This is a genomic window from Actinocrispum wychmicini (genome assembly GCF_004345645.1).
Taxonomy (GTDB): domain Bacteria; phylum Actinomycetota; class Actinomycetes; order Mycobacteriales; family Pseudonocardiaceae; genus Kibdelosporangium; species Kibdelosporangium wychmicini.
Genome location: NZ_SLWS01000005.1, coordinates 169,080 through 187,453 on the forward strand (window position 1 = coordinate 169,080; position 18,374 = coordinate 187,453).

The following is an 18,374-nucleotide window of genomic DNA, read 5'->3' on the forward strand; positions in this document are numbered from 1 at the left end:
TGTTCCCGCTCGATTTCCTCGCTTGACAACCGGCTTTCCTTTCGCTAAAATCCTCGCTATGGCCATTTGCTGGTCGTCTTTGTGACGGTTGCATACCGCGTGCCTGTGGCCTTCCAATATAGCAATTCCCTCGGCTTTTCGCCTACCCTCCTCTCATGGATGACGAGGGGCCGTCCCCCAACTCCGGTGCCGCGCGACTGGTCGTGGTGCTGTGCGCGTTCGGGTTGGCCACGGTCGGGGCGTTCACCGCGTTCTTCGCCACCGAGATCCTCGCCGCGGTCATGAAGACCCCCACCCGCCCGTCCACGCTGGTACTGGTCTTCTGTGCGCTCGTCCCGGTCCTGGCGGCGGTGGGGGCGCTGGTGATCTCGGTACGAGCCAAGGGTGTGGGCAGGATCCTGGGACTGGGCTGCGGCACGTTGATCCTCGGTGGTCTCCTCACCGCCGTCGTCATGTTCGTCGCGGCTATGTGACGTAGGGTGTCGCGTGCTCATTCGACGCGAAACCAACGCTGACATCGACGTCATCCGAGCGATCACCGCTGCCGCGTTCGCCACGCCCGACCAACAGGCTCCAGTGGAGGCCGGCTTGGTGGACGCGCTACGCGCCAGTCCCGCGTGGTTGCCGGCCTTGTCGTTGGTGGCGACCGACGCGGACGGAACCGTGATCGGACATGTGGTGGCCACCCGTGGACATGTGGACACGGTGCCCACGCTGGGATTGGGGCCGTTGAGCGTCCGCCCAGGTCGCCAGCGTGGCGGGGTCGGCAGCGCTTTGATGCACGCGGTGCTCGGCGCCGCGGACGCGCTCGACGAGCCGCTCGTCGCCCTGCTGGGCGATCCGTTGTACTACCAGCGGTTCGGGTTCCGCCTCAGCTCCGAGTACGGCATCGCGCCGCCCGTACCCGAGTGGCAGCAACACTTTCAGGTCCGCACACTCGCCGCGCACGATCCGCGGCTGCGCGGGACGTTCACCTATGCCGAACCGTTCGACGGCCTGTGAACCCACATTGAGTATGAGTACTCAAGACGTCCGCTGTGGACGGCGATAGGCTTTCCTCACAGCAGCACAGTGGGAGTGACAACCGTTCGGGCCGGCGGACCGTCCAGCTGGATGATGATCTGGGTGGTGCCGCGCGGGACCGCGTCGAGGACGAACCGGCCGCCTTCGTCCGACGTGGTCGCGGTCGAGCCGAACTCGGCGACCCGGACTTCGACGGAGTGCTCGCCGGCGGGCACGAGCCAGCCGTCGATCCGGTTGTTCTCACCGACCCGGGTCAGGTTGATCATCACCGTCAGGTCGTTGACCGTGAAGGTGATCGTGCCCGGATCGCCGCCGCGCACGCCGGCCAAGCCGTCGGCGTGCTCCCATCTGGCGACCTCGACGTCCAGGTCCTCCAGGGCGATCGCGAACTGGATCCGTTCGACCAGCCCCGGTGGGGGCGGGTCGAACTGGTCGATCATCCGGTCCAACTGGGCGAGCAGGGTCTCGTCGTCGGGGTGCGCGTGGCCCCCCGACGGTTCCGTCTTGGTCATCCGCCGCCCCCTTCGGTGTCCAGAAGCTCCCTCAGCGTGTTGAGGCAGCGCCCCCTGGTCGGGCCGATGCTGCCACGCGGCATCCGCATGGCCTCGGCTACCAGGCGATATTCGGTCCGGCCGGCCAGCACGGTCAGCCGCAGCAGCTCCTGACATCGCTCCGGCAACCCGGCGAACGCCTTCCACAGCCGGTCGTCCCGGTCCACCCGCAGCGCCTCGTCCTCGGGCTGGGGGTGGTTGCTCGGCAACGTCTCGGCCATCTCGTCGGTCAGCGGCAGCTGGGCGGCGCCTTTGGTGCGCACCCTGGTGGCCTCGCGGCGGGTCGTGGTGATCAGCCAGCCGGCGAGGGCCTTGGGTTCGATGAGCGTGTCGATGTGGCTGAACAGGGCCAGCCACACGGTCTGCACCACGTCCTCGGCCACGGCCCGGTTCAGGCCGTGGCCCCGCGCGACGTGCCAGACGAGTGGCGTCAAGTCCTCGACGAGCGTTTCGCGCGCCCTGCGGTCGCCGCCTCTGGCCGCGTGCAGGCACAACGCGTACCGCTCGGAGCCGCGCAGGCCCTCCCATGGAGGATCCGCTTCCGCGGTTCGAACGTCAGTCACCACGCCCACCCCATCCTGGGTGTCGGCCATCAGCTGGCGACGGAAGTATCGCGACCATCGTGAAGTACATGAATGACGAGTCGCTCCCTGGATACGTAACTCGGTCAATCGGGCTACCAACAGGCCCCGCGGGCATGCCGGCGAACCGAGCGTAATTGATGCGGTCATGAGTGGTCGCCCGCTTGGAGGTTGAAACACGTCGAGCCGGCCGGTCCGTTGTCGCCAACGGCCGGCCGGCTTCGATCCCCATCCCCCGGTTTTCTCCCCTCGGCACACTCGTCAAGCTGGGCGAACGATCCGGCCACGGCCCGGTCGGTGGGTCCGGTCATCTCGGTGTGGCCTTTCTCGTTCGGTGGGATGTGGTGGCCGGCAACCCCCCTCGTGCTGCCGGCCACCACGTCCCTTCTGTGCGGCCCCCCTCGGCCGGTCTGTGGTGTTCAGACAATGAGCTGGTCGATCTGCCCGTCGCACGTCACGAACGGCCGGACTGGGTGTCCGCTCGCCCGCGCGTGCGTGAGTAACGCCAGGTTCTCCGAGGCCAGCGTGGTCCAGCCAAGGTTCTCCAGGTAGGCCCATGCGTTGGTGTCGTTGGCGGTCGCGAACAGGCGCAACGCGCGCTGCGCTGGCAACCACGCGCGCAGCGGGACGGCGGTGCACCCGAGGACGCTCCAAGTCTCGACGAGCGACGAGCCGTACGCGATCCGGCAGAACCCCTGTTCGCCCCATCCCGTGCCCCACGAGTTCTTCGCGATCCAGCAGCCGGCGTCGTCGTCCCAGCCGACCAACGCCACGCAGTGCCCGCCGTCGGGTGTGGCGGTGGGCTGGTAGACCCCGCACGCGTAGTGGAAGAAGTCGGTGTGCACCAGGACGGCCGCGGCGACCGGCCCGTACGAGAACATGTGCTGCTTGATGGCGGCGGGGTCGCCGGTCAGGTCCGTCACGCCGGCGGCCCTGGCCTTGCGGTTCGGCCAGTCCGGGTTCAGCGTCCCGTTGTCCGGGAAGTAGTCCTCGAACGTCACGCCCTCACCCGCGACGACGGCGAAATGCCCGGCCAGGTGCTTGCCGGCCCGCGCGCGCAGGTGGGCCTCGGAGAGGTCGAGGTTCAGCCCCGGCACCCCCCGGGTGTACGCGGCGGTGGCCTCCAGCACGGCGATCACGCCGAACGAGGCACTCGAACCACGGTCGCCCTGGTCCCGGACCTGGGTGACGAAGTCACGCCCACTGACGTCCCGCAGGTCGAAGGACGCGGGCAACGTGCCGGCGGGCGCGGTGGCCGCGACGACCGGTCGGCCGGTCGCCGCCACCGCGGCCGCCGCCACGTCGGCCCGCGCCACGATCTCCCCCGAACGTGGCGCGGGCACACCCAGACGGACCTGCCTGGCCCGGTCGGAAAGGTGGCTGAGCCGGGTCTGGCCGGCCTGCCACGGGTCGCCGAGCGCGGCCAGGATCCCGCGGATCTCCGCGATCTCCGGCTCCTGCGATCGGCTCATTACTTCCTCCAGGTCGAGCGGGTCTTCGCTGTGACAAGAGCGAGTGACCCCAGCCTGGATACATCGCGTTGGATTTATTCTTCCGGCATCAGGACCCAGCAGATCAGGTACAGGATCGCGCCGGTGCCGAGGCCGAGGATGGTCGCGGCGACGAGCAGGATGCGCAGCAGCGCCGCGTCCATGCCCAGCATGCGTGCCCAACCACCGCACACCCCGGCGACCATCCGGTCGGAGCGGCTGCGACGAAGCTTGCGGACCTGCGTTTCGTTCATGCCATAAGCCTGGGTCGCCGGCGGCTCGGAAACATCGGGGAGCGCCCTGGCCGACCCCGGAATCAACCACCCTGACCTACCCTCACCACTATGGAGTGGATGTCGGTGCCGAGTCCGCAAGATCTCGCCGCGACTCTGGACGGCGTCGGGTATCTGGCCGACGAGGGGGTGGCGACGGCCGCGTTCCTGGCGCTGCGGATGCGTCGCCCGCTGTTCTGTGAGGGCGAGCCGGGCACCGGCAAGACGTCCCTGGCCACGTCCCTGGCCCAGGCACTCGGGGTTCCCCTGATCCGGCTGCAGTGCCACGAGGGGCTCGACGCGACCCAGGCGCTGTACGACTGGGACTTCCCTCGTCAGCTCCTGCATCTGCGGGCCCTTGAAGCGGCGTCGGACGGCCAGCTGGACGCGGACATGGCCGAGCAGTCGCTGTACACCGAGCGGTTCCTGATCGCCCGGCCGTTGCTGCGTGCGCTGCGTGAGGCGCCGTGTGTGCTCCTGGTGGACGAGATCGACCGGGCCGACGACGAGTTCGAGGCGTTCCTGCTGGAGGTCCTCAGCGAGAACGCGGTGACTGTGCCCGAGTTCGGCGAGGTGCGCGCGGACGTCGCGCCGCTTGTGGTGTTGACGTCGAACCGGACCCGTGAGGTGCACGACGCGTTGAAGCGGCGTTGTCTGTACCACTGGCTGGAACACCCGGACCTGACCAGGGAGATCCAGATCCTGCGCCGCCGGCTGCCGGGCATCGGCGACCGGCTGGCCACCCAGGTCGCCGGGGCTGTCCGCCGGCTGCGGACCGCCGAGCTGCTCAAGCCGCCCGGGGTGGCGGAGACCATCGACTGGGCCGAGGCGTTGCTGGCGTTGGGCCGGACCGAACTCGACGCCGCGTCGGCCGCGGTGACGTTGGGCGCGGTGTTGAAGTACCGCGAGGACGCCGACCGGGTCCGCGGTGATCTCGACCGTTTGCTGGCGGGGTGACCTGTGGACCCGGTGCCGGGATTTGTCGGCTTCACGGCGGCGCTGCGGACCGCCGGGTTGCCGTGTGAGCCGGAGCGGGTCCAGGCGTACCTCCAGGCCGTCGAACACGTCGACGTGTCCGTGCCGGACGAGCTGTACTGGGCCGGGCGGCTGACGCTGTGCGGCGAACCGGACGACTTGCCCAAGTACGACGACGCTTTCCAGGCGTGGTTCACCCATCGTCCGGTCAGGAAACCGAGAACGGAGAGCCGCGCGAAGCCGAAGTCGAGCGTGATCGCGGCGATGGTGCCGATGCCCGTTTCCGGCGACGGTTCGACCGACCCGGACCAGCTGGGTGTCGCGGCCAGTGACACAGAGGTGTTGCGTCGCAGGGACATCAGTGAGCTGACCGGACCCGAGCGGGCGCACCTGCGTGAGCTGATGGACCTGCTGAGGCCGGATCCGCCGATGCGCGCCGCGTTGCGCCGCCGGCCGCATCGCACGGGTGCGCTGGATCCGCGCCGGACCATGCGAAACATGCGGGCCGCGGGTGGCGAGCCGATTCGGTTGGCGTATCGAAGGAAGGGAAAGCGGCCCCGGCGGGTTGTCCTTCTCGTGGACGTTTCCGGCTCCATGAGCCCGTACGCCGACGCGTTGCTGCGGTTCGCGCACGCGGTGGCGCGTCGAATGCCGGCCGAGGTGTTCACGCTGGGTACCCGGTTGACGCGGGTGTCCCGGCAGTTGCGCCAACGGGATCCGGAGATCGCTCTGGCGGCCGCGGCCCGGGCCGTCCCCGACTTCGCCGGCGGCACCAGGCTGGGCGACACCCTGCGCGCCTTTCTGGACCGGTGGGGACAGCGGGGGGTTGCGCGGCAGGCCGTCGTGGTGCTGTTCTCCGATGGTTGGGAGCGGGGCGATCCCGGCCTGCTCGGCGAGCAGATGGCTCGGCTCAGCCGGTTGGCCCACGCGGTGCTGTGGGTCAACCCGCACGCGGGACGGGCCGGCTACCGGCCGGTGCAGTCGGGGATCGTGGTCGCCCAGCGGCACGTGCGGAAGCTGCTGGCCGGGCACAGCATGGAGACGCTGGAGGAACTGTTGGTGGAGGTGCGCCGTGCGTGACGTGCTGGACGAACTGGTCAAGCGTTACGAGGCCGGCGAGACGGTCGGGCTGGCGACGGTCGTCGCCACGTTCAGCTCGGCCCCGCGGTCGCCTGGCGCGGCCATGATGGTCACCCAGGACGACCAGGTGTACGGCAGCGTGTCCGGCGGATGCGTCGAAGGCGCCGTGTACGACCTTGGCCAGAAGGTGATCCAGAGCGGTCGGCCGGTGATGCAGCGCTACGGCGTCTCGGACGACGACGCGTTCGCCGTGGGCCTCACCTGCGGCGGGATCCTGGACGTGTACGTGGAGCCGGTCAGCCGGGACACGTTCCCGGCGTTCGGCGAACTGGCCGCGTCGATCCGGTCCGAGCACGGCGTCGCGTTGGCGACCGTGGTGGAGCATCCGGACGCCAGCCGGGTCGGCAAGCGCATGGTGATCTGGGCCGACCACGTCCACGGCGACCTCGGGTCGGCGCGGGTCAACGACGCGGTGACCGACGACGCGCGCGGAATGCTCGCGACCGGCCGGACCGGGACGATGCACTACGGCCCGGAAGGGCAGCGGCGCGGCGAGGGCATGGCGGTGTTCGTGGCGTCGTTCGAGCCGCCGCCGCGGATGCTGGTGTTCGGCGCGATCGACTTCGCCTCCGCGATGGCCCGGCTCGGCTCGTTCCTCGGCTACCGGGTGACGGTGTGCGACGCGCGGCCGGTGTTCGCCACCAGGAGCCGGTTCCCGGAGGCGGACGAGGTGGTCGTGGACTGGCCGCACCGGTATCTCGCCGCCGAGGCCGCGGCCGGCCGGGTGGACGCGCGGACCGTGGTCGCGGTGCTCACCCACGACCCGAAGTTCGACGTCCCGGTGCTGAAGGTGGCGCTGCGGCTGGACCTTGGGTACGTCGGCGCGATGGGGTCCCGGCGGACCCATCTCGACCGGTTGGAGCGGTTGCGCGAGGCCGGCGTGACCGAGACCGAACTGTCCACATTGTCCTCACCGATCGGCCTGGACCTCGGCGCCCGAACCCCTGAGGAAACCGCTGTTTCGATTGCGGCGGAGATCATCTCGCTGCGCTGGGGCGGTCAGGGCGAACGGCTGATGACCACCGCGGGGCCGATTCACCGCGAGAACTCGTAGGCAAGTGGTCCGTACCTGCGGATGGATGAGCCGGTTTCCTCCGCATGTGCCAATACCGTCTTCGCGGGGGTTGATTGCCCCCGCGATCCGGAGCAGGCTCGACAAGTCGTGAGCGAGATCACGTTCCGTCAGAGCCTGCGCTGGAGGCGCGATGCGGATCAACGTCAATGTCGACGGCACCACATACACCGACGAAGTCGAGCCTCGAATGCTGCTGGTGCAGTACTTGCGCGAACGGCTCGGCAAAGTCGGCACCGTGGTCGGTTGCGATACGAGCAACTGCGGTGCGTGCACCGTGCATCTCGACGGACACAGTGTGAAGTCCTGTTCGGTACTGGCGGTCCAGGCCGACGGGTCCGAGGTCACCACGGTCGAGGGCCTCGCGCGGGATGGCCGACTACACCCCGTACAGCAAGCGTTCCATGACAATCACGCGCTGCAGTGCGGGTTCTGCACGCCAGGGATGATCATGCAGGCGATCGACCTGCTCGCGGACAACCCGGACCCGGACGACGAAGCCGTCCGTCAGGGCCTGGAAGGCAACCTGTGCCGGTGCACGGGATACCAGAACATCGTGCGTGCCGTCCGGGACGCCGCGCACCACATGCGTCCCGGCGCCGGGCCTGAGGCCGAACAGGTCAGCGACACCGAGATCACCGGCCGCGCGCCCAGCCACACCGGAGGCGGGGCATGACCACTGTACCGATAACTGCGGTGGCGGAACCCGAGGTCGGCAAAGCCCGGCTGCGCAAGGAGGACGCCCGGCTGATCACCGGCCGGACCCGGTGGACCGACAACATCGTGCTGCCCGGAATGCTGCACCTCGCGGTGAAACGCAGCCCGATGGCACACGCCAAGATCACCAGGATCGACGTGGCCGAAGCCCGGTCCATGCCTGGTGTCGTCGCCGTCTACACGGCCGCTGACCTGGACCCGGAAGGCACGATCTCGGCGCCGTACGCGTGGCCGATCACCCCGGACATGAAGGCGCCGCGCCGCCCGGTCCTGGCCGCGGGCAAGGTGAACTTCGCCGGCGAGGGCGTGGCCGTGGTCGTCGCGCGGTCGGTCGCCGAGGCGCAGGACGCACTCGACGCGATCGACGTCGACTATTCAGCGTTGCCGGTCGTACTGGACATGGAAGCCGCGCTGACCGACGGATACGCCCTCGTCCACGACGAACTCGGCACGAACCGCAACGCGCTGTGGGTGTTCGACTCCGCCGAGGCGGGCAGCGGCGGCAATGTGGACGACGCCATCCGCGACGCCGAAGTGACGGTGACCCGCCGGTTCCGGCAGCAGCGGCTCGCGCCCGCGTTCATGGAACCCCGGTCCACCGTCGTCGACCCGACCGGCAACCAGATGACCATCTGGGCGGCCACCCAGATCCCGCACATCCTCAAGACGATGACCGCGTTGACACTCGGGTTGCCCGAGCACAAGCTGCGCGTGATCGCACCGGACGTCGGCGGCGGTTTCGGCGGCAAGATCGGCGTGCTGCCCGAGGACCTGATGTCCGTGCTCGTGGCGCAGAAGCTCGGCCGTCCGGTGAAGTGGACCGAGACCCGGTCGGAATGCATGATGACCGCGCACCACGCCCGCGACCAGATCCAGGACGTGACCATCGCGGCCAACCGGGACGGCACCGTCACCGGCCTGAAGGTCGACCTCATCGCGGACATGGGCGCGTACTGCGGCCTGGTCGGGCCCGGTGTGCCGATCCTCGGCGCGTTCATGTTCAACGCCATCTACAAGTTCACCGCGTACCGGTTCGCGTGCACGAACGTGTTCACCAACAAGACGCTCACCGACGCCTACCGCGGCGCGGGCCGGCCCGAGGCCACCTTCGCGATCGAACGGATCATGGACGAGCTCGCGGTCGAGCTCGACATGGACCCGATGGCGTTGCGGGAGAAGAACTGGATCAAGCATGAGGAGTTCCCGTTCACCACGGTCGCCGGGCTGACGTACGACACCGGGAACTACGAAGCCGCGACGGCAAGGGCGAAGGAACTCTTCGACTACGACGGCCTGCGCCGGGAACAGGCCGAGCGGCGCGCGTCCGGCGATCCCGTCCAGCTGGGTATCGGGATTTCCACATATACCGAGATGTGCGGGCTGGCACCGTCGCGTGTGCTCGGATCGTTGTCCTATGGCGCCGGCGGCTGGGAGCACGCGGCGATCCGGATGCTGCCCACCGGCAAGGTTGAGGTCGTCACGGGTTCCTCGGCGCACGGGCAGGGCCATGAGACGGCGTGGAGCCAGATCGTGGCCGACCAGCTCGGCGTTCCCTTCGAGGACGTGGAAGTGCTGCACGGCGACACCCAGACCTCGCCCCGGGGCCTGGACACGTACGGGTCCAGGTCGTTGACAGTCGGCGGCACGGCCATCGTCAAGGCGGCTGAACGTGTTGTCGCCAAAGCGAAGCCGATCGCCGCGCACATGCTGGAGTGTGCCGAGGACGACCTGGAGTTCACCGGCGGCAGGTTCACCGTCCGCGGCACCGACCAGGCCGTCGGCATCCAGGACATCGCGTTGGCCGTGTTCACCGCGCACGACCTGCCGGACGGGATAGAGCCACACCTGGACTCCGAGGCCGTGTACGACCCGGAGAACTTCTCGTTCCCGCACGGCACCCACCTCTGCGCGACCGAAGTGGACACTGAGACCGGGAAGGTGCGGATCCGCTCGTACGTGTGCGTGGACGACGTCGGCAAGGCGATCAACCCGCTGATCGTCGAAGGCCAGGTGCACGGCGGCTTGGTGCAGGGCATCGCGCAGGCGCTGTACGAAGAGGCCGTGCACGACGAGTCCGGCACGTTGACCAACGGCACGTTCGCCGACTACCACGTGCCGACGGCCGCGGACATGCCGACGTTCACCGTCGACCGGACCGAGACACCGTCGACGACCAACCCGTTGGGCGCCAAGGGAGTCGGCGAGGCCGGCACGATCGCGTCCACCCCGGCCGTGGTGAACGCGGTCGTGGACGCGTTGCGGCACATGGGTGTCCGCGAGGTCGAGATGCCCTGTACGCCGATGCGCGTGTGGCAGGCGATTCACGGAGGTACGCGATGATCCCGGTGTCGTTCGACTACGTCGCACCGACCACAGTGGACGACGCGGTGCGCGAGCTGGCGGCGGCCGGCGAGGACGGCAAGGTCCTGGCCGGCGGTCAGAGCCTGCTGCCGGTGCTGCGGATGCGACTGGCCGCGCCGGCCAAGGTCATCGACCTCGGCCGGGTTCCCGAGCTGCACGGGGTTCGCGAGGACGGCAACGACGTCGTCATCGGGGCGATGACGACGCACTACGAGGTCCAACGAGACCCGTTGGTGCGGGAACACCTGTCGTTGATCGCGCTGGCGACGGAAACGGTGGCGGATCCACAGGTACGGCATCGCGGCACGTTCGGCGGTTCGCTGTGCCACGCCGACCCCGCGGGTGACCTGCTGGCGCCCGCACTCGCGCTGGACGCCGTGATGACGGTCGCCGGACCGTCCGGTCGTCGGTCCATCCCGGCGGCGGAGTTCTTCGTCGACTACTTCACCACCGCGATGGCCGAGGACGAACTGCTCGTGGAGGTGCGGATGCCCAAGTTCACCGGGTGGCACGCGCACTACGAGAAGTTCAGCGTGTCCGCGCAGGCCTGGTCGGTGGTGTCGGTCGGCGTCGCGGTCCGGGTTTCCGGAGTGACCATCGCGGAGGCGCGGATCGGGCTGACGAACATGGCCGCCACACCGGTCCGGGCCATGGCCGTCGAGGAAGCGCTTGTGGGCCAACCGGCTTTCGCGCACAACATCACGGCCGCGGCCGCCCACGCCGCGGAGAACACAAGTCCGACGACCGACGGTGACGCCGACGGCGAGTTCCGTAGCCACCTGGCTCGGGTGCTCACCGGTCGTGCCGTGACCGCTGCGATTGGTTAGTGCCTGTGCGACTGGAACATCAGTTCACTGTCAACGCGCCGGTCGACGTCGTGTGGCAGGCACTGCTGGATCCGGAACGGGTGGCGCCGTGCATGCCCGGCGCCACCCTGACCAGCGTGTCCGGCACCGAGTTCACCGGCACGGTGAAGGTCAAGCTCGGCCCGATCTCGTTGCAGTACAAGGGTTCTGGTTCGTTCGTCTCGACCGATCCGGACAGCCGTGAGCTGCGCATCAACGCGTCCGGGAAGGACGCGCGCGGCAACGGCACGGCCGCCGCCGACGTGGCCGTCACGCTGTCCGAAAAGGACGGTGTGACAACCGGTGACGTGGTCACCGACCTGGCCATCACCGGCCGGCCGGCGCAGTTCGGCCGCGGACTGATCGGTGAGGTGGGCGGGAAGATCCTGGCGACGTTCGCGGGCAACCTGGCCGCGGTGGTCGAGACAACCGGTGAACCGGTCAACGAACCGGCGGACGACCCGCCGCCCGAGCCGGCGGCGCAACCAGTGCGACCGGTACGTCCGCCTGGACCGCCTGTGGCCGACGAGATCGACCTGCTGGCGTACGCCGGATCCCCGGTGGTCAAACGGGTCGTGCCCTTGATCGTCCTGGGTTTGCTGGTACTGATAGTGCTGGCCCGCCGACGCCGGAAATAACTTACTGGCAGGATGGCGCGCATGCGTCGGCTCCTGCTCGCGATCTCGTCCGCGGTCACGCTCGTCGCTTGCGGCACGGCGCCGAGCCCCGGGGACGCGAAGATCACTGTGCCCAGCGGGTCGTCCCAGCCACCGGCCCAGCCGCTCAACACGGCCTCGGCGGCGGACCCGACTGGCTTCACTCTCGTCGCGAGCGGGGACGTCCTGATCCACCCGCCGCTCACCGACCAGGCCACCCAGGACGGCAACGGCAAACGCGACTACAGCAAGATCATGGCTGGGGTGAATGCCACGGTCAGCGGCGCCGACCTGGCGATCTGCCACATGGAGACGCCGATCGCGCCGGCTTCGGGACCGTTCAAGGGATATCCGGAGTTCAGCGCCCCGCCGGAGATCGTCACCACCCTCAAGGACATCGGCTACGACGACTGCTCGACCGCGTCGAACCACACCATCGACCAGGGCGACGGCGGCGTGAAGCAGACCCTGGACACGCTGGACGCGGCCGGGATCAAGCACACCGGCTCGGCCCGGTCCGCCGAGGAGGCGCGCAAGCCGCTGATCATGGACGTGAAGGGGGTCAAGGTCGGGCACGTCTCGTTCGCCTTCGGGTTCAACGGCCACAAGCTGCCCGCGGACGAGCCGTGGCTGGCCAACACCATCGACCCGGACGCGGTGATCGCCGCGGCCAAGGCCGCCCGCGCGGCCGGCGCCGAAGTCGTGGTGGTGAGCCTGCACTGGGGCACCGAGTACGTGCAGGACCCCACCGCGGAGCAGAAACGGATCGCGCAGAAGCTGCTGAACGACCCCAACATCGACCTGATCATCGGGCACCACGCGCATGTGGTGCAGCCGTTCGAGAAGATCAACGGCAAGTGGGTCGCGTACGGCATGGGCAACGAGATCGCGCGGCACTCGGAGCCGAAAGGCGTCACCGAGGAAGGTGTGATCGCCCGCTTCCACTTCACCAAGAAGCCCACCGGCTGGACGGTCGACAAAGCGGAGTACGTGCCGCTCCTGATCGACCTCGGCCCGCCGATCCGCCTGCTCGACCTCAGCCAGCCCAACACCGTCGACGCGGCCCGCCGGAACCAGGCGCTGCAACGAACCGACCAGATCGTGCTCAGCCGCGGCGCCGGCGACCAAGGACTCACCCGGCCGGGCAAGTGATCAGCCGGCGAAGTCGTACGCCAGTGACAGCCAGTCCCTGAGCTGGTCGTCCATGTCGTCCACAGTGGTGAGTTTGACCTGGTGCCAGGTGTCGCCGAACTTCAGGGTCAGCCGCGGGTCGCTGACCGGGTGGGGCAGCACCAGGTACATCCGCAGGCTGCGGGCCATCGGCCGGACCTCAGCCAGTTTCCGTTCGTGCAGAAGGAAAACGCCCACCCGCACGACGTCGGCATGCACCGGGCCGAGCGACGTGAGGTGGGCCAGAATCGCGTCGTAGATCACCCGCTGGACGGGATCGCGGCCGGCGAACGCCTCGTCGAGCGTGCACCCGGGAACGCACACATGCCCCTGGTTGGCACGACCGAACTCCCGATCGCACCGCGGACAAGTCCACCGAGCCACACACCCACCCTAAGCCCGCCCCCCGCCAGCGTGTCTCGCGTTCCGGGACGGGAATTTCGTTGTCCGGGAATGCGCGACACACTATCCGGGAACGCGCGACACGCGGGTCAGCGCCAGCGGAACTGCCAGCGGCGCAGGCGGATCAGGCCACGGGAGAGCTGGGGGAGCGTGCCGGGGACGCGGGGGCAGAACGACCGGTGCTCGGCCGCCACCACTAAGGCCCGGTGCAGTTCGGTCGGCGGTGCGGTGACCGACAGCGTCATCTCCCGGGCGCCCAGGACCACCAGGGTCGCGCCGAACCGGTCCTCCCAGCTGCGTAGCACCGCCGACATGCCCGGACGGCCCAGGCGGGCCGGCACGTCGGCCGGGCGGCGGGCCTCGACCAGGCCCAGCCGGTACATCGGCCGCTTGTTGGCCACCAGGACGGCGCCGGAGATGCCCGCCTCGGCCTGCGGGTCGTGCCGGTCGACGGCGTGCCTGGCCGCGTCCGGCACGAACGACACCTCGGGCGGGATGCCCAACCCGTCCCGCGGCACCAGCACCGGCCACAGGTGGGTCCGCGGATACTCGGCGACCCGTTCGAGATACGTGTGCGGGTCGGTGATGACCTGGTCGGTCAGCCAGATCTCGCCGTGCCAGCTGCCCAACCTGGCCGGCGCCACTCCTGTGTCGATCAAAGCTGTGTCGATCAATGCAGTCATCAGTCGAACCCCTCACAACTCGAACGTGTGTTCGAATCTAATCGTAGCGGAGGGGTCTGACAATCCCGGATCACCCGACCGGGGAGGTTCAGCTGACCTCCGGGATCGGCGGGCCGAGCAGGTCGTCCGCGTCCACGATGGTGTACGCGTAGCCCTGCTCCGCCAGGAACCGCTGCCGGTGCGCCGCGTACTCGGTGTCCAGGGTGTCCCGGGAGACCACCGAGTAGAAGTGGGCCTGGCGGCCGTCGCCCTTCGGCCGCAGCAGCCGGCCGAGGCGCTGGGCCTCCTCCTGGCGGGAGCCGAACGTGCCGGAGACCTGGACCGCCACGGACGCCTCGGGCAGGTCGATGGAGAAGTTCGCGACCTTCGAGACCACCAGGGTGGGCAGCTCCCCGTTGCGGAAACGGTCGAAGAGCTCCTCGCGTTCCCTGTTCCTGGTCGAGCCCTCGACGATCGGCGCGTTCAACTCCTTGCCCAACTCGTGCAGCTGGTCCAGGTACGCGCCGATGACCAGCGCGGGCTCGCCCGGGTGCCTGTCCAGGATGCTGCGCACCACGTTTGCCTTGGTGTGCGCGGTCGAGCAGATCTTGTAGCGCTCCTCGGGCTCGGCGGTCGCGTACTGCAGGCGCTCCGCGTCCGTGAGCGTCACCCGGACCTCGACGCACTCGGCGGGCGCGATCCAGCCCTGGGCCTCGATGTCCCGCCACGGCACGTCGTACCGTTTCGGCCCGATCAACGAGAACACGTCGCCCTCACGGCCATCCTCACGGACCAACGTGGCCGTCAGGCCGAGGCGGCGACGGGACTGCAGGTCGGCCGTCATCCGGAACACGGGCGCGGGCAGCAGGTGCACCTCGTCGTAGACGATCAGGCCCCAGTCCCGGGAGTCGAACAGCTCAAGGTGCCGGTACTCGCCCTTGGTCTTACGGGTGATGACCTGGTATGTCGCGATCGTGACCGGCCGGACCTCCTTGCGTTCGCCCGAATACTCACCGATCTCCTCTTCGGTGAGCGAGGTCCGGGCGATGAGTTCCCGTTTCCACTGCCGCCCGGCGACCGTGTTGGTGACCAGGATCAGCGTGGTGGCCTGGGCCTCGGCCATCGCGGCCGCGCCGACCAGCGTCTTGCCCGCGCCGCAGGGCAGCACGACCACACCCGAGCCGCCCGCCCAGAAGGTCTGGGCGGCCTTGCGCTGGTAGTCGCGCAGCTGCCAGCCGTCCTCCCGCAGGGCGATCGGGTGGTGCTCGCCGTCGACGTAGCCGGCGAGGTCCTCGGCCGGCCAGCCGATCTTCAGCAACGCCTGCTTGAGCCGGCCGCGCTCGCTCGGGTGCACGACTACCGTGTCGTCGTCGATGCGCGTCCCCAGCATCGGCGCGATCTTCTTGTGGCGCAGCACCTCTTCCAGCACCGCGCGGTCCAACGCGTTCAACACCAGGCCATGCGCCGGGTTCTGCATCAGCTGCAGCCGCCCGAAGCGGCCCATGGTGTCCACGACGTCGATCAACAACGGTTGGGGCACGGCATAGCGCGAGTACCGCGACAAGGCGTCCACGACCTGCTCGGCGTCGTGCCCGGCGGCCCGTGCGTTCCAGAGCGCCAGCGGCGTGACCCGGTAGGTGTGCACGTGCTCGGGGGCGCGTTCCAACTCGGCGAACGGCGCGATGGCCATCCGCGCGTCATCGGACTGGGGGTGGTCGATTTCGAGCAGCAGGGTCTTGTCGGACTGCACGATCAGTGGGCCGTCGGTCACAGCACTCCTCTTGGTTGTCCATCACCAGTGTGCCCCTACCATGGGGGCGCCGAGAAAGGAGTGGTCCTGACCTGGCACCGGAGCCTCAAGATCGCCGTGGGAGCCGTCGCCCTCGCGGCGGCTGGTTTCGCCGGATATCTCCTTGTCGACGGGACCCAGGGTGCGACCGCGGCCGCGCAGGGCGACTGCATCGAAGTCGTGTCCGCGGCCGAGGCCAGGATCGTGCGGGCGGACTGCGGCTCGCCGGCGGCGATCTACCGGGTCGGCAAGCGGATCGACAACCCGGCCGCGGCCTGCCCGACGGGCGAGTACAGCGAACTCACCACCGGCGCCGCCAAGCTGTGCCTGACGCTGAACACCAAGGAAGGCGACTGCCTGACCACCACTGCCGCGGGCCGCAACCAGGTGCACCGGCGTGTCGCCTGTGACCGGACGGCGGAGTTCCGGGTGCGCAAGGTGATCAGTGGCAAGCAGGACAGCACGTTGTGCGACCCGGGCAACGTGGTGGCGTCCTATTCGGAGCCGCCCGCCACCATCTGCCTGACCAACCAAATTTGAGAAAGAACCCGGCCGGACAAGGGAATCCGGCCGGGGCTCGGGGCCGGCTACTTGTTCTTCGCGGTGTCGATGATCATCGAGTCGACGTTGATGTCCTTGTCCAGCATCTTGTACTTCTTCATCAGGTCGACCGTGCGCTGCAGCCGGGTGCGGTCCAGGCTGGTCGGGTACGTGCCGATCCGGACCAGCTGCGCGACCTGCTTGTCGATCTTGGCGTACTGCACGACGGCGTCCTCGACGGTCGGCCGGTCCCTGGCCGTCTCGGAGGCGCGCATCAGCGCCCGGCGGACCGCCTCGGTGGTCTTCGGGTTGTTCTTCACGAAGTCCGCCGTGGCGGTGTAGCCGGAGATCGGGAAGTCCTTGGTCGGGCCGCTGGAGGTGTCCAGGATCGGCACGGCGCCGTTGGTGCGCTCCGCCTGGGTGACGTACGGCTCCAGGATCACCGCCGCGTCGACGTCACCCGCGGCCAGCCGGGCGCCCATGTCCGGGAAGGAGGCCTCGACCCACTGGATGTTCTTGATGTCCACCCCGGCGGTCTCCATCGCGGAGCGGGCCAGCAGGTCGGTGATGCTGTTCTTGGTGTTGGTGGCGATCTTCTTGCCGGCCAGGTCCTTCGGGTCCTTGATCGTCGAGTCCTTCTTCACCATGATCATGAAGATGTTGTCGGCGGTCTGGTAGCTGTCGGCGACGAACTTGAAGTCGCCGGTTCCCTTGGCCTGCGCCTGGAAGACGGGCACGTAGGCGCCGTACGTGAACTGCAGGTCACCGGAGATCAGCTTCGGGATGGCGGTCGCCGCCCCCGTGACGGTCTCCAGCTTGACGTCGAGGCCCTCGTCCTTGAAGTAGCCCTTCAGCGCGGCCAGCTGCACCGGCGCCGAGTCCATGATCGGCATGGCCCCGATCGTCAGGTTGGTGCGTTCGAGCTTGTCGCTGCTCTTGGCGTTGTTGTCGGAGCCCCCCAGGAGCCCACAGCCGGTGACGGCGGCGAGGATGCCCACGGTGCCCAGGACGGCGGTGGTGACCCGGCGGGGCCGTCTGGAACCTGCTGTCAAGCGGCTTGCTCGTCCAAGCATGTGATGCCTTATCTGCGCGTGGATGATGGACAGCTTGCTCACGTGTGACCCGATCGGCTGACACGGGGGGCACGATCAGTCACCATGCGTGGCCTACTTGGTGTTTTATACACCATTTGGGGGGCTAGTAGACCACCGTTATCAGAAAGCCATGGTGAACGGAAATTCACCGCCCGCATGCAGTCAGCCGGTGGACGTGGCCCGCCGGACCTGCTCGCGCTCCGCCTCCAGGAACCGTTGCGCCGCGGCAGAGTCCTCCGCCGGTGTCGGTCGGTGCGGCACGGTCTGCCCAGCCGTTGGCGCGCCGTGCAGCAGCCGCGCCACCTCGCCACGCAGGGCGACGAAGTTCTTCGACTCCCGGGTGGTGATCTGGTCCCGCTCCGCCGGCAGGTCCACGGTCAGGTCGGCGACGATCGACGCCGGCGACTTGGACAGCACCAGCACCCGGTCACCGAGGTAGACGCTCTCGTCGATGTCGTGCGTGACCAGCAGGACCGTGCTGGAGTGCTCGTGGCGCACCCGCAGCAGCAGGTCTTCGAGCTCGAACCGGGTCTGCGCGTCGACCGACGCGAACGGCTCGTCCATCAGCAACAGCGACGGCTGGCACGCGAGCGCACGGGCGATGGACACCCGCTGCTGCATCCCGCCGGACAGCTGCCACGGGTACTTCGCGCCGGCACCGGACAGGCCGACCCACTCCAACGCCTCGGCCGACCGGCGCCGACGCTCGGACTTGCCGATTCCCCTTGAGCGCAAGGGGAATTCGACGTTGCCACGGACCGAAAGCCAGGGGAACAACGACCGGCTGTAGTCCTGGAAGACGACCGCCAGGTCGGACGGGGTCCGCTCGATCAGGTCGCCGTGCAGCGACACCGTGCCGTCAGTGGGCTTGATCAGCCCGGCGATGCAGCGCAGGAGCGTCGACTTGCCACAGCCGGACGGGCCGACGATGCACGCCAGCTCGCCGGTGGCCACGGTGAACGTGAGGTCCTGCACCGCGGTGAACGAGCCGTAACTGTGGCGCAGCTCGGCGACTTCCAGCATTGCCGTCATGT

At 68.8% G+C, this 18,374-nt stretch carries 20 protein-coding genes; 11 read left to right on the plus strand and 9 right to left on the minus strand.

The genetic code is table 11. The features are described from left to right. Positions 1-155: 155 nt before the first annotated feature. Positions 156-473 (plus strand): hypothetical protein, encoded by a 318-nt coding sequence (locus EV192_RS22735; protein ID WP_132118586.1) that lies wholly within the window; start codon positions 156-158, stop codon positions 471-473. A 13-nt stretch (positions 474-486) separates the two neighbouring features. After that, on the plus strand, positions 487-1,002 hold the full coding sequence (locus EV192_RS22740; RefSeq protein WP_132118588.1) for a GNAT family N-acetyltransferase: 516 nt from the start codon (positions 487-489) through the stop codon (positions 1,000-1,002). Between the two features lie 56 nt (positions 1,003-1,058). On the opposite strand, the gene EV192_RS22745 is transcribed toward EV192_RS22740, so the two are convergent. From EV192_RS22745 to EV192_RS22760, 4 genes are all read right to left on the minus strand, one after another. Further along, positions 1,059-1,535, minus strand: a complete 477-nt coding sequence (locus EV192_RS22745) for a carboxypeptidase regulatory-like domain-containing protein (protein WP_132118590.1) — start codon at positions 1,533-1,535, stop codon at positions 1,059-1,061. Further along, positions 1,532-2,137, minus strand: coding sequence for an RNA polymerase sigma factor (locus EV192_RS22750; protein WP_132118592.1), 606 nt, complete (start codon positions 2,135-2,137; stop codon positions 1,532-1,534). The genes EV192_RS22745 and EV192_RS22750 overlap by 4 nt, the downstream gene beginning before the upstream one ends. 437 nt (positions 2,138-2,574) lie before the next feature. Continuing rightward, complete coding sequence (locus EV192_RS22755) at positions 2,575-3,627, minus strand: C1 family peptidase (RefSeq protein ID WP_132118594.1); 1,053 nt, start codon at positions 3,625-3,627, stop codon at positions 2,575-2,577. Positions 3,628-3,701: 74 nt separating this feature from the next. Further along, on the minus strand, positions 3,702-3,899 hold the full coding sequence (locus tag EV192_RS22760) for a PspC domain-containing protein (protein ID WP_132118596.1): 198 nt from the start codon (positions 3,897-3,899) through the stop codon (positions 3,702-3,704). A 99-nt stretch (positions 3,900-3,998) separates the two neighbouring features. On the opposite strand from EV192_RS22760, the gene EV192_RS22765 reads away from it, so the two are divergent. The 8 genes from EV192_RS22765 (at position 3,999) to EV192_RS22800 (ending at position 12,835) form a co-directional block, all read left to right on the plus strand. Further along, a complete protein-coding gene (locus tag EV192_RS22765) occupies positions 3,999-4,874 on the plus strand; it encodes an AAA family ATPase (RefSeq protein WP_132119730.1) in 876 nt (291 codons plus the stop codon). A 3-nt stretch (positions 4,875-4,877) separates the two neighbouring features. After that, positions 4,878-5,972: a vWA domain-containing protein gene (locus EV192_RS22770; RefSeq protein ID WP_132118598.1), complete on the plus strand. Its 1,095-nt coding sequence runs from the start codon at positions 4,878-4,880 to the stop codon at positions 5,970-5,972. Continuing rightward, positions 5,965-7,086 carry an XdhC family protein gene (locus EV192_RS22775; RefSeq protein ID WP_132118600.1) on the plus strand — a complete coding sequence of 374 codons (1,122 nt, stop codon included), beginning with the start codon at positions 5,965-5,967 and terminating at the stop codon, positions 7,084-7,086. The genes EV192_RS22770 and EV192_RS22775 overlap by 8 nt, the downstream gene beginning before the upstream one ends. Before the next feature lie 151 nt (positions 7,087-7,237). Next, positions 7,238-7,780: a (2Fe-2S)-binding protein gene (locus EV192_RS22780; protein ID WP_132118602.1), complete on the plus strand. Its 543-nt coding sequence runs from the start codon at positions 7,238-7,240 to the stop codon at positions 7,778-7,780. An 11-nt stretch (positions 7,781-7,791) separates the two neighbouring features. Further along, positions 7,792-10,161: a xanthine dehydrogenase family protein molybdopterin-binding subunit gene (locus tag EV192_RS22785; protein ID WP_132119732.1), complete on the plus strand. Its 2,370-nt coding sequence runs from the start codon at positions 7,792-7,794 to the stop codon at positions 10,159-10,161. Further along, a complete protein-coding gene (locus EV192_RS22790; protein WP_132118604.1) occupies positions 10,158-11,009 on the plus strand; it encodes an FAD binding domain-containing protein in 852 nt (283 codons plus the stop codon). Before EV192_RS22785 ends, EV192_RS22790 begins: the two co-directional genes overlap by 4 nt. Positions 11,010-11,014: 5 nt before the next feature. Beyond that, positions 11,015-11,665 (plus strand): SRPBCC family protein, encoded by a 651-nt coding sequence (locus EV192_RS22795; RefSeq protein ID WP_132118606.1) that lies wholly within the window; start codon positions 11,015-11,017, stop codon positions 11,663-11,665. 21 nt (positions 11,666-11,686) lie between these two features. Continuing rightward, entirely contained in the window at positions 11,687-12,835 is a 1,149-nt protein-coding gene (locus EV192_RS22800) for a CapA family protein (protein WP_132118608.1), read from the plus strand. Here the strand turns inward: EV192_RS22800 and EV192_RS22805 are convergent, their stop codons facing one another. From EV192_RS22805 to EV192_RS22815, 3 genes are all read right to left on the minus strand, one after another. After that, the gene (locus tag EV192_RS22805; protein WP_132118610.1) at positions 12,836-13,237 is read right to left on the minus strand and encodes a DUF5655 domain-containing protein; all 402 of its coding nucleotides are present in this window, start codon (positions 13,235-13,237) and stop codon (positions 12,836-12,838) included. 107 nt (positions 13,238-13,344) lie between these two features. Next, positions 13,345-13,938 carry a DUF4253 domain-containing protein gene (locus EV192_RS22810; RefSeq protein WP_132118612.1) on the minus strand — a complete coding sequence of 198 codons (594 nt, stop codon included), beginning with the start codon at positions 13,936-13,938 and terminating at the stop codon, positions 13,345-13,347. An 88-nt stretch (positions 13,939-14,026) separates the two neighbouring features. Continuing rightward, positions 14,027-15,688: a DNA repair helicase XPB gene (locus tag EV192_RS22815; protein WP_132118614.1), complete on the minus strand. Its 1,662-nt coding sequence runs from the start codon at positions 15,686-15,688 to the stop codon at positions 14,027-14,029. 60 nt (positions 15,689-15,748) lie between these two features. Between EV192_RS22815 and EV192_RS22820 the strand changes: the two genes are divergently transcribed. Further along, positions 15,749-16,246, plus strand: coding sequence for an LppU/SCO3897 family protein (locus tag EV192_RS22820; protein WP_132118616.1), 498 nt, complete (start codon positions 15,749-15,751; stop codon positions 16,244-16,246). 47 nt (positions 16,247-16,293) lie between these two features. Here EV192_RS22820 and EV192_RS22825 read toward each other — a convergent pair whose 3' ends face one another. Together EV192_RS22825 and EV192_RS22830 are read right to left on the minus strand one after the other, a co-directional pair. Continuing rightward, positions 16,294-17,298 (minus strand): ABC transporter substrate-binding protein, encoded by a 1,005-nt coding sequence (locus EV192_RS22825; RefSeq protein ID WP_165960551.1) that lies wholly within the window; start codon positions 17,296-17,298, stop codon positions 16,294-16,296. Positions 17,299-17,502: 204 nt separating this feature from the next. After that, complete coding sequence (locus EV192_RS22830) at positions 17,503-18,372, minus strand: ABC transporter ATP-binding protein (RefSeq protein WP_132118620.1); 870 nt, start codon at positions 18,370-18,372, stop codon at positions 17,503-17,505. Between the last annotated feature and the right edge of the window lie 2 nt (positions 18,373-18,374).

Coding starts and splice junctions, on each gene's coding strand:
- EV192_RS22810 (WP_132118612.1), bottom strand. CDS start 13,938: ATGACTGCATTGATCGACACAGCTTTGATCGACACAGGAGTGGCGCCG.
- EV192_RS22745 (WP_132118590.1), bottom strand. CDS start 1,535: ATGACCAAGACGGAACCGTCGGGGGGCCACGCGCACCCCGACGACGAG.
- EV192_RS22755 (WP_132118594.1), bottom strand. CDS start 3,627: ATGAGCCGATCGCAGGAGCCGGAGATCGCGGAGATCCGCGGGATCCTG.
- EV192_RS22735 (WP_132118586.1), top strand. CDS start 156: ATGGATGACGAGGGGCCGTCCCCCAACTCCGGTGCCGCGCGACTGGTC.
- EV192_RS22800 (WP_132118608.1), top strand. CDS start 11,687: ATGCGTCGGCTCCTGCTCGCGATCTCGTCCGCGGTCACGCTCGTCGCT.
- EV192_RS22760 (WP_132118596.1), bottom strand. CDS start 3,899: ATGAACGAAACGCAGGTCCGCAAGCTTCGTCGCAGCCGCTCCGACCGG.
- EV192_RS22765 (WP_132119730.1), top strand. CDS start 3,999: ATGTCGGTGCCGAGTCCGCAAGATCTCGCCGCGACTCTGGACGGCGTC.
- EV192_RS22780 (WP_132118602.1), top strand. CDS start 7,238: ATGCGGATCAACGTCAATGTCGACGGCACCACATACACCGACGAAGTC.
- EV192_RS22830 (WP_132118620.1), bottom strand. CDS start 18,372: ATGACGGCAATGCTGGAAGTCGCCGAGCTGCGCCACAGTTACGGCTCG.
- EV192_RS22790 (WP_132118604.1), top strand. CDS start 10,158: ATGATCCCGGTGTCGTTCGACTACGTCGCACCGACCACAGTGGACGAC.